Genomic DNA, 12,325 nt, shown 5'->3' on the forward strand with positions numbered 1-12,325 from the left:
TTCACCGGCCGAAATTACCACCGCGCGTCCGTGATTCGGGGCTGGTCACCGAACGTTCACCGGTATTTCCCGTGTGGCGAGACCGAATCTGCGCGGCTCGCTGCCAAATGCGTTCTCGCAGTTGCTCGATATCGGCCGGATGCGGCGCCGACAGAACGTCGGCTCGTGCCTGTTTCGCGATGGCGACCTCACGGCGATAGTTCAGGAAGATCTGAATCTCGCCGTCGCGGTCGGCCAGATACTCGTAGTCCGTGTGCCATGGCTCCGTGATGCGCATCAGTTCGGCGTAGGTGGCCCACTGCCGCAATGTCTGCGGCCCGCCCGCCAACACCAGCACTCCACCCATTCGTCCGGCGCTCTCCCACCCGGTCGGTGCCGGCGTGTACGGGTACTCCCGTTGCCCGGCGGGCAGCTGCCGCCACGCCCGGAACTCAGCGGCCCGGCTGTCGAGTCCATGGGTGCGCCAGCGCACGGTTCCGTCGGGCGTGGTCGGCGGCCGCCGACGCAACGCCCTGGCCGCCTGCCGGGTGAGCACGGTCAGATGCGACGGCAGCAGCACAATCGGGTCCGCGGGCTCGGCATCGAACGGATTCGGATCGAGATGTGCACGGTCGATGAGCACCAGCGTGCCGGGTTGCCGCTGATAGGCCAGACCCCACAGCAGCCGTGCCAGCATCTTGGCGCCGGGCTCATCGGATAACACGTGCCAAGTTTCATGAAACCGGTTGGTGGAGAGGCGCACATCGGCCTCAGCGCGCAGCGTGATGATCGTGTAGGACCTTCCGTCGAGCAGCACGGAATGCCGGTGCAGCTTCATCACGCTGCCCGGTGCCGCGGCCGCGCGTGGCCGCACCGCTGTATCGGCCACGTTCACCTCCTGATCTCTCGGCCGCCCACTGTGCCGGAACAGCAAACACCCCGATCCGGGGCGCACGCAACCGAATTTGCGCAGGCCACGGGCCCGGGGGTGCGCAATCCCGGAGCGCGGCGCACTATGGTCGGGGCACCCCGACAACCTCTAAGGAGCCTCGATGACGCGGACCGATGACGACAGCTGGGATCTGGCCTCGAGCGTCGGGGCGACGGCGACGATGGTGGCAGCCCAACGAGCGCTGGCCAGTCGCGTACCCAATGCGCTGATCAACGATCCCTACGCGGAGCCGCTGGTGCGCGCCGTCGGCATCGAGTACTTCACCAAGCTGGCCTCGGGTGATTTCGACCCCGAGCAGATGGCCGGTTTGGTGCAGCTGGGCATCACCGTGGACGGCATGGCCAACGGAATGGCAAGTCGCACCTGGTATTACGACACCGCCTTCAAGTCCGCGACGGCGGCCGGAGTGCGCCAGGCCGTCATCCTGGCGTCCGGACTCGACACCCGGGCCTACCGCCTGAATTGGCCGGCGGGCACCACGGTGTACGAGCTCGATCAGCCAGATGTGATCGCGTTCAAGACCGACAACCTGGCAGCACTGGGAGCATCGCCCAGCGCCGAGCGCCGGACTGTAGCGATCGACCTGCGCGACGACTGGCCATCGGCCTTGAAGGCGGCCGGCTTCGACCCCGAGCAGCCGACGGTGTGGTCTGCCGAGGGACTGCTGATCTACCTGCCGCCGGAGGCACAGGATCGGTTGTTCGCGTCGATCACCGAGCTCAGCGCGCCGGGTAGCCGCCTCGTGTGTGAGCAGGTGCCCGGCCTGGAGACCGCCGATTTTTCCAAGGCACGCGAGCTGACTCGTCAATTTGCCGGAGACACACTGGATCTGGATATGGAATCGCTCGTCTACGCCGAAGAACGTCAAATGGCGGCGGACTGGCTGGCCGAACACGGATGGTCGGTGGTCACCGAGGAGAACGAGGCACTGTACGCACGGCTCAACTTGGAGCCGCCGAACCCATTGCTGCGCACCATATTCCCGAACATCGTGTACGTCGACGCGACGCTGGGCTAGCTCGCCACCCGCGAACGCAACCGTGTCCACCAGGCCCGCCTCGGCGCCTCGGGTTCGTCGGCATCGGAGCTCTCAAACGGAACCCCTTTATAGACGGCCAGATACACGTCGATCGTGGTCACGATGACGATCATCAGCACCGGGCCCAGCATGATTCCCCAGAAGCTGAAGGCCGCGATACCCGAGAAGACCGCCAGCAGCATCAGGGCGGGATCCAGACGTGCTCCGCGCGGTACCAGGAAGGGGCGCAGCACATTGTCGATGTTGGAGACCACCAGCAGGTGCCAGGCGATGACGAACAGTCCGCCGACCGGGTGGCCGAAGAAGATCATGCCGATACCGAACGGAATCGTCACGATACCTCCCCCGAGCGGGATGATCGACAACGCGGTCAGCAGTATCGCGAAGAAGAAGAAACCCTGCCGGAACCCGGCGACATAAATCGACGCGGCACCGGCTACACCCTGCGCCATCGCAATCACAAACTGCCCCTTGACCGTTCCGCGCACCATCGCACCGATCTTGTCGAGGTACAGGTCGGTGATCTCCTCCCCCAGCGGATTGAGCTGCCGCAGCAGGTTAAGCACCTTGTCCTGCTTGACCAGGAGTGAGACGAACACGTACAGGAAGATGATGCACGCCGCGACCGCCGATGCGACGCTGCCGACCGCGCTCTGCAGCACCTGCAGCACCCCTTGCCCGACGTTCTCCGCCAGCGATGCGATCGACTGCCGCAGGCTGTCCGGGGTCAACTGCACGTGCACGAATGGGATCCGGGCCAGGACGTCGTTGACCACCGCGAACGCCCGTTGCCCGAGTGCGGTCATATCGGTGTCGTCCACCCAGTTGGAGACACTGTCGACCATGCGGGTGATCTGTACGGTCGCAACGTAAACCAGCCCACCGACCGGGATCACCACCGATCCCAGCGCGCACAGCAGCGTCAGGGTCGCGGCCACACCCGAGCCGAATCGCCGGCCCAGGCGCCGGTACACCGGCGTGAACAGATACGCGGCTACCCCGGCGACCACGATCAGGATGAAATAGCCGCGCAGAAAATAGATACCCACTGCGATGCCCACCGCGGTGAGGACAGCGAGCACACGTCTCTGAAATACGGTCAGTTCGGTGTTCACACCACGCCCTTCCGCCGGCAGCTGCACTCGACACGTTAGTCGGTGTCAGCCCCCGTCCCGGCGAAACATGCTGGTGCGGTGCGACTAGAAGCGGTAGTCGCCCAACATCATGGTCTGGGCGCCGCCAATGGATCGCTGGGCGCGCTGCACCGTTTCCAAGGCCAATTGCGCCACCCGCCCGAGCACCGCATCGGTGACGGCCGCGGCGGCAGGCTGCGAGGACGCCCGCTGCCGCAGCATCGCCGTCAGCGGTGAACTCGGGAAGCTCGCGATCCGCACGTCGTCATCGGGATCTATGTCCGCGAGCTTCTTGGCCTTGGCCACCGCCTCGCGGAACCCGCCGAGTTCATCGACCAGGCCATGTGCCAGCGCATCCCTGCCCGACCAGATCCGGCCCTGCGCAACCGCTTTCACGGCGTCGACACTGAGGTTTCGCCCGTCCGCGACCCGCTGCACGAAATCTTCGTAATGCATGTCGATCTCGGCCTCGACGAGATCGCGCTGCTCGTCGGTGAACGGTTCGTTACTCGACCACGCATCAGCGTTGGCGTTGGTGCGCAAGGTGTCCGAGGCAACCCCGAGCTTCTCCTTGAGCCCACGGGTGATGAACTTTCCGGTGATCACCCCGATGGATCCGGTGATGGTGCCCGGATTGGCGAGGATCGCGTCTGCACCCATGGCCACGTAGTAACCGCCGGATCCGGCGACCGCACCCATGGACGCCACCACTGGCTTGCCCGCCTCACGCGCCCGGATCACTTCTCGCCAAATGGTTTCCGAGCCGTTGACCGAGCCGCCGGGGCTGTCCACACGCAACACGATGGCGGCCACCGAATCGTCGGCGGCCGCGTCGCGCAGCGCCTCGGCGATCACGTCACCTCCGCTGGCCGGTCCGGGCGGAAAGAGCCGTGGCCCGCTGCGGCCACTCACGATCGGTCCCGCCAGGGTGACCACGCCGATGGTCCGCCGCGACGGCCGCCCGGGCAGGGCGGGCAGGCTCGGCACCTGTGGCCGGGTGGCCCGGGCGTAGCGCGCCAGATACAGCAGCGGGGGTTCCTTATCGGCGTGCACACCGGTCAATTCACCGATGCGCGCATACGCCTCATCGCGATATCCGATGCGGTCGACCAGGCCTGCGGTCACCGCATCGGTGCGCCGCAGCGGCGCCCGGTCTGCCAGGGCGTCCACCTCTGCCGGGTCGAGCTTGCGCGATGCGGCGACACCGTCGCGAACCTGTTCGGACAGGCTTTCCAACAGCCGCCCGTCGGCTTCCCGCTGCGCCTCGGTGTAGCCGTCCTCGGTGAACAGGTTGGCCGCCGATTTGTACTGACCGCGCGTGAGGAACTGCGCCTCAACCCCGGCCTTGTCGAGTGCACCGCGCAGGAAGGTTCCGCTGGCCGCGAATCCGATGAGTCCCACGGTGCCGGATGGTTGCATCCACACCTCGCCGAAGGCCGACGCCAAGTAATAGGCCAGGGTGCCCGGGTAGGTTTCGGACCACGCCACGCTCGGCTTGACCGCGCTGAACGCCTCGATGGCGGCCCGAAGCTCTTGGACGGCTCCGGCAGCGGCGGGCGGGATCTGCACCCGGGCGATGAGACCGGCCACCCGCGGATCGTCGATCGCACGGTGGATGGCGGCAATGGTGTGCCGCAACGACAGCGGCCTGCTCGCTCCGGAGAAGACCAGGCCCAGCGGATCGAAGTTGGCGGTTTCCGGCGGCACCTCGAGCAGATCGAGTTCCAGGATGCAGTCCCGGGGTACTCCCCGGTGACGTGCGGTGTCGACCTTGGCCAGCAGGTCGTTGACGTCCGTGGGCGTGGTAAAGGCGAACATGCTTTGAGCGTACCGACGAATGCGGCAACGCTCGCGGCTACAAATCCGTGCTGCTGTTCTGCTCGGCGCGTAGGGTCTGAACCATTCGCTGGCGGAGGGGCAACGATGACACGTGTACAGAAGACAACGGCCAAGAAGCTGTTGGCTCAGGTCGCTGCGGTACTCGCGGTCACCACGGTATCGGGGTGTATCGACACGTCCGGGTCGCGCGAACTGACCCCATCGCAATCGACATCATCGACGACGGCCGCCCCCGCCCGCAGCTATCCGGGTTTGTTTCCCGAGTATCGCGGCAAGTTTCACCCCAACCACACCGATCTGGGTGGGCGGAACAATGCCGAGCTTGCCGGTCTACTGCCTGTGGCCGCGGACTTTCCTGGACAAGGGGACACTCGCCCACCGGATATCGCCGCCGATGACGGCTCCGGACTGGGCATGCATGGCCAGACGGACGGTGAAACCCGCCCGCCCGAATGCCTCTACACACCGTTCGGTAAATCCTTCTCGAGGACACCGGACGGCTCGGACTGGAACCTTTACTACGCGGCATCGACGCTGCACGAAACAGATCCAGCCGGTGGCCGCATCGTCGTCACGGTGAATCGTGAACGCGAAAACACCGACGTATTCGCACTGACCACCGACTGGATCAAGAAATGCGGCCAGTACGACAGGGCGTTTCCGACCTTCGCCAAGCCGGAGGTGCGTAATCGGCACGTCACCGACACCTTCGCGCCCGGACCGATCGTCGAGGGAGTGCAGACCCACGTCTACACCAGCACCAGCACCGACCTTGATGACACCTCCGCCGATAAACAGTCGTCGGGGGTGCGCGGACAACGTGTGCTGCTCGCCAGGGTGCGCTCGGTGGTGTTCGAGGTGGAAGGCACCGATCCGGTGGACGCGGGCCTGCTGGATCAGCTGATGGCCACCACCATCGCCAACGCCAAGCATGCGCCGCCGCCCGCCGATCAGAACGCCGGACGATTGGCGGCGCTGCCGGCCTGTGACACCGTCGCGGCCCAACCCGGAAATCCACAACCGGATCCAGCGCTGGATTGCACAATTCGCACCTCGGACGGCAGCGGGGTGATCTTCGAGGTGCTGGGCACTCCCACGGGAACCATCCGCGTGTTCAACGGCAGTGGTGCACAGCTGCAATCCATTCGCGTCCCCAATTCGATCTTCCAGCAGCGCGTGCCCTTCCTGCAGGACCTGGATCAGGACAAGCGCGAGGAGCTGCTGGTGGTCAGGGCAACCGGCGACCCGGCGGGCGACCTTATGGATGTGTGGCGGTCGCGGCCCAACTCCGATCAATTCGACATGACCGGAACGATTTTCGGCGTCCCGAGATTCTGGCTGACATCCGACCGATTCGTCGGAATCTTCTCGCGCAACGGCGCCGACGCCGGAGTGGCAGCGCTGTTCCGGTTCGTCGACAACAAGCTGGCGGTGCTGGCGCTGCTGGATACCGAAAGACGCGTCGACAACAAGCCTCTCGACGATCCGAAGTGGCGCCTGAACGCCAACGTCAAATGCGCGATGAACGTGTCCGATGACCCGCCGGGAGCGCTGGAGTCACGGATGGATGCGTTACGCGCAGCCGGCGTCGACCCGGCCACAGCCGCGGAACATTTCTGCCTGCAGCCGTGGGTACCAACGCTGTACCGGCAGGGCACGCGGTGAGGTGCGCATGACAAAGTGGCACGCCACCGTACTTCTCGGCGCAGGATTGACGCTCGCGGCATGCACACATGGCGGCATCCACCACTCCGGAACACCGACGAGCTCGGCGCCGAGTCGGCTCGACGCTCTACCGCTGTGCTCGTCGATCAAGCCACAGGCCGTCGAACCCGACCCAGACCCGGCGCTGGACTGCGTGCTGCGGTCCAAGGATTCGGCGAAGCTGACATTCGAGGTGCTGGGCACGCCACCGATCACCGTCAAGGTCTACGAGCCCAACGGAACTGAGCGACAGACCTTTACCGTTCCCGTCAACAAACCGGAACGAACTCCCCCGTTCCTCGCCGACCTGGATCGCGACGGCCGCGATGAGCTGATCGTGGTGGACACCGTCGGCTCCGATGGCGATGTCCTGAATGTGTGGCGGGCCAACAAGGATTCGGGGAAGTTCGCCCAAGCGGGACAGGTGATCGGCTATCCGGACTTCCGGACTACCGATGAACACTTCACCGCGTTCTACGCCAGCACCGGGGCTGGATCGGGCAGGATTACCCTCTACCGGTTCGTCAACGACAAGGTCGTGGGACTCGGCTCGCTCTTCGTACAGGCAGCGGACTGGCCGGATCCACCCGATCCCGCCCGCACCTGGTACACCAACGGAAACACGCTGTGTTCCTTCAACTACGACGACGTTCCCCCGGGGCAAGCCGAGAAGACCAATCAGGCCCTGACGGACGCGGGCGTGGACCCGCCCGCCGCCCAGGACCGATTCTGCAAACAGGCCTGGGTCGCCGACATCTACCGGAAACGCTAACCGCACGTAGCCAACGCGGGTGCGGAGATGATCCTGACCTAGACGACTGAATCACCGTCCGGCCCGCGTGCCCGATGGTATGACTGTCGAATGACGCTCAAGATGACGGTGTCACCCGCTCTGATCGGCGGCGATGCCGATGAAGGGTACGGCAAGATCGCCGATGCATTCCGCGCCAACTTCGCGCGCGGAGACGAAATCGGTGCCGCCTTCTCCGTATACCGCGACGGTGTGAAGGTCGTCGACCTATGGGGTGGTTACCGCAACGGCCTCACCAAGGACCCGTGGCGTGAAGACACCATAGTCAACATGTTTTCCACCACCAAAGGTGTTGCATCCCTTGCTGTCTCCGTCGCCGCATCGCGCGGGCTGCTCGACTACGACGCAAAGGTCGCGGACTACTGGCCCGAGTTCGCGCAGGCCGGGAAAGCCAATGTCACGGTGCGTCAACTGCTGTCCCACCAGGCCGGGTTGCCCGCACTCGACGCGCCGCTGAAGCTGGCAGACCTGACCGACCCGACCAAGGTCTCCGCGGTGCTTGCCGCCCAAAAACCAGCATGGACGCCGGGCACCCGACATGGCTACCACGCACTCACCCTGGGGTGGTACGAATCCGAGCTCATCCGTCGCACCGACCCTGCCGGCCGCACCATAGGACGCTTCTTCGCCGACGAGATCGCCGCTCCGCTGAGCCTGGATCTGCACATCGGATTGCCCGCCTCGGTGGACCGCGGCCGAGTGGCCGAACTACATGGCTGGAAGCGGCACGAAGCACTGCTGCACCTCAACACCATGCCGCCCCGATTTGTACTGGGACTTCTGAATCCTCGCGGCCTCACCGGCCGAAGTGCCAACCTGCCCAACGATATCGATGCGATGACCGACTTCAACCAAGAGAAGGTGCGCACCGTGGAGATGCCCGCCGCCAACGGAATCGGCTCGGCCCGCTCGGTGGCTCGCGCATATGGTTGCGCGGCAACCGGCGGGGCCGAACTCGGTCTGACACCGGCCACTCTCGAAACGGTGACAGAGCCCGCCGTCCCTCCTAGCGGAGGCATTCGCGACAAGGTGCTGCATGTCGACTCGGTATTCTCACTGGGGTATTGCAAACCGTTTCGGGACTGCGTCTTTGGGTCGTCCGGGAAGGCATTCGGAACCCCCGGGCTCGGTGGATCGTTCGGCTTTGCCGACCCCGACACCGGTATCGGATTCGCCTACGTGATGAACCGATTGGGCTTTCACCTGTTCAGCGATCCCCGCGAACTGGCGCTACGTCAGGCACTGTTTCGGGATGTGCTGGGCACACGTCCGCAGATATAAGCCTCTGCTTCACCGAGCGCATACCGCACGCAGGCAGTTCCCGCGATAGCTCTGCTCCTGGTACGCGCTCGGCGAAACAGAAAGGGCGCCCACCCGAAGGTGGACGCCCTTTCTGGAAAGCGGTTACTAGGCCTCGTTGACCGATCCGCCTGCGGCGGTGATCTTCTCGCGAGCCGAGTCGCTGAACTTGTTGGCAGTCACCGACACCTTGACCTTGAGGTCTCCGTTGCCGAGCACCTTCACCAGCTCGTTCTTGCGCACCGCACCCTTGGCAACCAGGGCCTCGATGGTGACGTCGCCACCCTCGGGGAACAGCCGCTCGATGTCGGCCACGTTCACCACCTGGTATTCGGTGCGGAAGCGGTTCTTGAAGCCCTTGAGCTTCGGGAGCCGCATGTGGATGGGCATCTGCCCACCCTCGAAGGTCACCGGCACGTTCTTACGTGCCTTGGTGCCCTTGGTACCGCGACCCGCGGTCTTACCCTTGGACCCCTCACCACGGCCGACGCGGGTGCGCTCGGTCTTGGAGCCCGGGGCCGGGCGTAGGTGATGCAGTTTGATGGTCATTGCTTACTTCACATCCTCGACGGTGACCAGGTGGCGAACCACCTGGAGCAGGCCGCGGGTCTGCGCGTTGTCCTCACGGACAACGGTCTGGCGAATCTTGCGCAGACCCAGTGTCTTCAGACTTTCGCGCTGCTTCCATCGGGCTCCGATGGTGCTGCGCACCTGGGTGATCTTCACGTCAGCCATGGCTGCCTCCCTGTGCTGCCGCAGCTGCGAACTCGGCGCGGGCCCGGAGCATGCCGGCCGGCGCCACGTCCTCGATGGGCAGACCACGCCGGGCCGCAACCTCTTCGGGGCGCTGCAGCTGCTTGAGCGCCGCGACGGTTGCGTGGACCACGTTGATGGCGTTGTCGCTACCCAGCGACTTGGCCAGGATGTCGTGCACGCCGGCGCATTCAAGCACCGCGCGGGCAGCGCCACCGGCGATCACACCGGTACCGGCCGAGGCCGGACGCAGCATGACGACACCGGCGGAATCCTCGCCCTGAACCGGGTGGACGATGGTGCCACCGATGAGCGGAACGCGGAAGAAGTTCTTGCGAGCCTCGTCCACACCCTTGGCGATGGCGGCCGGAACTTCCTTGGCCTTGCCGTAGCCGACGCCCACCAGACCGTTGCCGTCTCCGACGATCACCAGTGCGGTGAAGCTGAACCGGCGACCACCCTTGACGACCTTGGAGACGCGGTTGATGGTGACCACGCGCTCCAGGTAGTTGCTCTTCTCGGCGTTGTCACGCCCACCACGACGGTCGTCGCGGTTGTCACGGCGTCCACGGCCGCCGTCGCGACCCTCGTTGGCGCCGCCCGCATTGTCGGGAGCGCCCGAATTGCGCTGCGCCATCATGCATTCCTTCCGTTGAAAGTCACGAACATCAGAACACCAACCCGTTCTCGCGGGCGGCGTCGGCGAGTGCGGCGATCCGGCCACCGTAGGTGTAGCCACCGCGGTCGAACACCACGGTGTCCACGCCGGCAGCCTTCGCACGCTCGGCGATCAGCTGACCGACCCGAGCACTGCGCGCCTTCTTGTCGCCGTCCACTGCCTGCACGTCGGGCTCGATGGACGAGGCCGCCGCCAGGGTGGTGCCGGTGAGATCGTTGACCAGCTGCACGTGGATGTGGCGGGCCGAACGGTTGACGACCAGACGCGGCCGTGCGTCCGTGCCGGACACCTTCTTGCGCAGACGTGCGTGGCGGCGCAGACGCGAGGTGCGGCGCACCTCCGAGACACTCTTGCCGACGGGCTCGTGCTGCTTCGCTTCTGTCTTCGTTTGAGCCATGGTCACTTACCTGTCTTTCCGACCTTGCGGCGGATCTGCTCACCCTCGTAGCGAATGCCCTTGCCCTTGTAGGGGTCGGGGCGACGCAGGCGGCGGATGTTGGCCGAGATCTGGCCAACCTTCTGCTTGTCGATTCCGCTGACCGAGAACTTGGTGGGGGTCTCGACCGCGAACGTGATGCCCTCAGGCGCCTCGATCAGCACCGGGTGGCTGTAACCGAGCGCGAACTCCAGGTTCGATCCCTTGGCGACGACGCGGTAACCCACGCCGAAGATCTCCATCTTGGTGGTGTAACCCTGTGTCACACCGGTCACCAGGTTGGCGATCAGGGTGCGGGACAACCCGTGCAGCGAGCGGTTGCGCCGCTCGTCATCGGGACGGGTCACCACGATGGCGCCATCGTCGTTGCGCGAGACCGCAATCGGCTCGCTCACTGTCAGTTCCAGAGTGCCCTTGGAACCCTTGACGGAGATGTTCTGGCCGTCGATGTTGACGTCCACTCCGGCGGGAACCAGCACTGGCTGCTTTCCAATACGCGACATGTTTTTAGTCCTCCCCTACCAGACGTACGCGAGGACTTCGCCGCCCACGCCCTGTCGGGCCGCCTGGCGGTCGGTGAGCAGACCAGTGGACGTGGAGATGATCGCCACGCCGAGGCCACCGAGAACCTTGGGCAGATTGGTGGATTTTGCGTACACACGCAGACCGGGCTTCGACACGCGGCGCAGTCCGGCGATGCTGCGCTCACGGCTGGGGCCGTACTTGAGCGAGACAACCAGGCTCTTGCCCACGCGGGCGTCCTCGGTGCGGTAATCGGTGATGTAGCCCTCGCGCTTGAGGATCTCGGCGATGTTGGCCTTGATCTTCGAGTGCGGAAGGGTCACCTCATCGTGGTATGCCGAGTTGGCATTGCGCAGACGTGTCAGAAAGTCTGCGATCGGATCAGTCATAGTCATGACAGAGTCCATCAACCTTTCTCGCCGCGGTTCCCATACAGCACGCTCGTACTGGTTCCCGTAAAGGGCCTGGTACATCCCGTGGTGGGCCTACTGCGAAGTGATCTTCCGTATCTGACCGGGTTCGGTCAGGGGTCGTGCATCGATAGTGCGATCCATGGCGTCTGAAAGCACATACCGACCGGCCATAGGCGAAACACAGCCCAGGCAACCGGTCAAGTGTAGGTGACCTGGACGTACCGACCAAATCGACGGCGGCAGGTCAGCCGGTCGGTGTCAGCGTGAACGGCAGCCAGTAGGTGCCCGGTCCGTCGTCGGGGCATCCCGGCTCCCCCACGGTGAACGTGCGCTCGCCCGAAAAGCTGCCATCGCCGTTCGGGACCAGGAAGTCGGACCGGGCCGCGATCACCGCGCCGCCATCGCCGCAGTGGAACGGATAGTCCGAGGCCGATTCCCATCGATCGTCATTCCACCGGTAGTCGAACAGTGCGGGCGCATCGGGATTGTCGGCAAGCTCGGCCAGCCGCACCCAATGCGCGACACAGCCCTGCGCGCCGCAGGTGGTGGTGAAGCTCGCAGCCTGGGTCGAGGGCTCCGAGGCATCGGGCCTGCCCTCGAATGTCTGCCGCGAATGGTCCAGGTAGGTGTCGTAAGTGCCGTACAGCGGCACCGGCTCGGGCCGGTCGGCATGCGCCACCGCGGCACCGCCCAATGCCGTAACGACCGCGAGCGCCAGCACGCTGTACCTGCGCATATGTCACTGATAACACAGCACATGCACGGC

General features: G+C 65.0%; 14 protein-coding genes. 4 read left to right on the plus strand and 10 right to left on the minus strand.

The genetic code is table 11. The annotated features are described in order from the left end of the window. Position 1: 1 nt before the first annotated feature. A complete protein-coding gene (locus AOT87_RS21605) occupies positions 2 to 868 on the minus strand; it encodes a hypothetical protein (RefSeq protein ID WP_057967522.1) in 867 nt (288 codons plus the stop codon). Positions 869 to 1,031: 163 nt separating this feature from the next. Between AOT87_RS21605 and AOT87_RS21610 the strand changes: the two genes are divergently transcribed. Further along, on the plus strand, positions 1,032 to 1,949 hold the full coding sequence (locus AOT87_RS21610) for a class I SAM-dependent methyltransferase (protein WP_057967477.1): 918 nt from the start codon (positions 1,032 to 1,034) through the stop codon (positions 1,947 to 1,949). Here the strand turns inward: AOT87_RS21610 and AOT87_RS21615 are convergent. Together AOT87_RS21615 and sppA are read right to left on the minus strand one after the other, a co-directional pair. Then, a complete protein-coding gene (locus tag AOT87_RS21615) occupies positions 1,946 to 3,085 on the minus strand; it encodes an AI-2E family transporter (protein WP_057967521.1) in 1,140 nt (379 codons plus the stop codon). The genes AOT87_RS21610 and AOT87_RS21615 overlap by 4 nt on opposite strands. Positions 3,086 to 3,169: 84 nt before the next feature. Further along, positions 3,170 to 4,921 (minus strand): signal peptide peptidase SppA, encoded by a 1,752-nt coding sequence (sppA, locus tag AOT87_RS21620; RefSeq protein WP_057967476.1) that lies wholly within the window; start codon positions 4,919 to 4,921, stop codon positions 3,170 to 3,172. 105 nt (positions 4,922 to 5,026) lie between these two features. Between sppA and AOT87_RS21625 the strand changes: the two genes are divergently transcribed. The 3 genes from AOT87_RS21625 to AOT87_RS21635 all read left to right on the plus strand — a co-directional run bounded on the left by AOT87_RS21625 (position 5,027) and on the right by AOT87_RS21635 (position 8,738). Then, complete coding sequence (locus AOT87_RS21625; protein WP_057967475.1) at positions 5,027 to 6,607, plus strand: hypothetical protein; 1,581 nt, start codon at positions 5,027 to 5,029, stop codon at positions 6,605 to 6,607. 7 nt (positions 6,608 to 6,614) lie between these two features. Next, positions 6,615 to 7,418 (plus strand): hypothetical protein, encoded by an 804-nt coding sequence (locus tag AOT87_RS21630; protein WP_057967520.1) that lies wholly within the window; start codon positions 6,615 to 6,617, stop codon positions 7,416 to 7,418. 90 nt (positions 7,419 to 7,508) lie between these two features. Then, positions 7,509 to 8,738: a serine hydrolase domain-containing protein gene (locus AOT87_RS21635; RefSeq protein ID WP_057967474.1), complete on the plus strand. Its 1,230-nt coding sequence runs from the start codon at positions 7,509 to 7,511 to the stop codon at positions 8,736 to 8,738. Between the two features lie 126 nt (positions 8,739 to 8,864). On the opposite strand, the gene rplO is transcribed toward AOT87_RS21635, so the two are convergent. The 7 genes from rplO to AOT87_RS21670 all read right to left on the minus strand — a co-directional run bounded on the left by rplO (position 8,865) and on the right by AOT87_RS21670 (position 12,295). Continuing rightward, positions 8,865 to 9,305: a 50S ribosomal protein L15 gene (gene rplO / locus AOT87_RS21640; RefSeq protein WP_030096716.1), complete on the minus strand. Its 441-nt coding sequence runs from the start codon at positions 9,303 to 9,305 to the stop codon at positions 8,865 to 8,867. Positions 9,306 to 9,308: 3 nt separating this feature from the next. Further along, the gene (rpmD, locus tag AOT87_RS21645) at positions 9,309 to 9,491 is read right to left on the minus strand and encodes a 50S ribosomal protein L30 (protein ID WP_005055719.1); all 183 of its coding nucleotides are present in this window, start codon (positions 9,489 to 9,491) and stop codon (positions 9,309 to 9,311) included. Continuing rightward, positions 9,484 to 10,149 (minus strand): 30S ribosomal protein S5, encoded by a 666-nt coding sequence (gene rpsE / locus AOT87_RS21650; protein WP_030096715.1) that lies wholly within the window; start codon positions 10,147 to 10,149, stop codon positions 9,484 to 9,486. The genes rpmD and rpsE overlap by 8 nt, the downstream gene beginning before the upstream one ends. 28 nt (positions 10,150 to 10,177) lie before the next feature. Further along, the gene (gene rplR, locus AOT87_RS21655; protein WP_030096714.1) at positions 10,178 to 10,585 is read right to left on the minus strand and encodes a 50S ribosomal protein L18; all 408 of its coding nucleotides are present in this window, start codon (positions 10,583 to 10,585) and stop codon (positions 10,178 to 10,180) included. A gap of 2 nt (positions 10,586 to 10,587) precedes the next feature. Continuing rightward, positions 10,588 to 11,127: a 50S ribosomal protein L6 gene (gene rplF / locus AOT87_RS21660; protein WP_030096713.1), complete on the minus strand. Its 540-nt coding sequence runs from the start codon at positions 11,125 to 11,127 to the stop codon at positions 10,588 to 10,590. A 15-nt stretch (positions 11,128 to 11,142) separates the two neighbouring features. Then, positions 11,143 to 11,541, minus strand: coding sequence for a 30S ribosomal protein S8 (gene rpsH, locus AOT87_RS21665; RefSeq protein ID WP_030096712.1), 399 nt, complete (start codon positions 11,539 to 11,541; stop codon positions 11,143 to 11,145). A 262-nt stretch (positions 11,542 to 11,803) separates the two neighbouring features. Beyond that, entirely contained in the window at positions 11,804 to 12,295 is a 492-nt protein-coding gene (locus tag AOT87_RS21670) for a hypothetical protein (RefSeq protein ID WP_057967473.1), read from the minus strand. Positions 12,296 to 12,325: the final 30 nt, after the last annotated feature.

Source organism: Mycobacteroides sp. H003 (genome assembly GCF_001440135.1).
Taxonomy (GTDB): Bacteria; Actinomycetota; Actinomycetes; order Mycobacteriales; family Mycobacteriaceae; genus Mycobacterium; species Mycobacterium gwanakae.